Annotated in this window: 1 protein-coding gene and 1 pseudogene; both read left to right on the plus strand. The window is 61.9% G+C overall.

Annotated elements, in window-relative coordinates; genetic code table 11:
* Positions 1-131 (plus strand): annotated as a pseudogene (locus tag E5W70_RS32725) (transposase domain-containing protein); the annotation flags it as partial.
* A 2-nt stretch (positions 132-133) separates the two neighbouring features.
* Positions 134-367: a hypothetical protein gene (locus E5W70_RS32730; protein ID WP_292665516.1), complete on the plus strand. Its 234-nt coding sequence runs from the start codon at positions 134-136 to the stop codon at positions 365-367.
* Positions 368-373 lie beyond the last annotated feature (6 nt).

Consider the following 373-nt stretch of genomic DNA (forward strand, 5'->3'; position numbering starts at 1 on the left):
GATATCGACCCGCAGGCCTGGCTCGCCGACGTCCTCGCCCGACTGCCCGCCTATCTGGCCCATCGGATCGTGATTTGCTGCCGGGGAATTGGAGGTCCGCAAAACTGCGGACCCAACCAGCTGCGGCCTGATCATGCAGCGCAATAAGGTGCATCACATCTACACCGTCGAAGGTGTCGCCAGGGACCTCGGCGTCAGCGAAGCGCTCGTCCAGGAACTGACCCTCGGTCTCGAGCCCCAGGACGGCGTCATCTGGGTCTACGGGGCTATCGATGACGACGGGATCTTCGCCTTCACCGATGAAGGCGTCGAGGAGGCCAAACTCCTCCTCGAAGAATATCATCGCGTCTCCCCATCGAAAGCTTGACCCCAG

Source organism: Mesorhizobium sp. (assembly GCF_005063415.1).
In the GTDB taxonomy this organism is placed as follows: Bacteria; Pseudomonadota; Alphaproteobacteria; order Rhizobiales; family Rhizobiaceae; genus Mesorhizobium.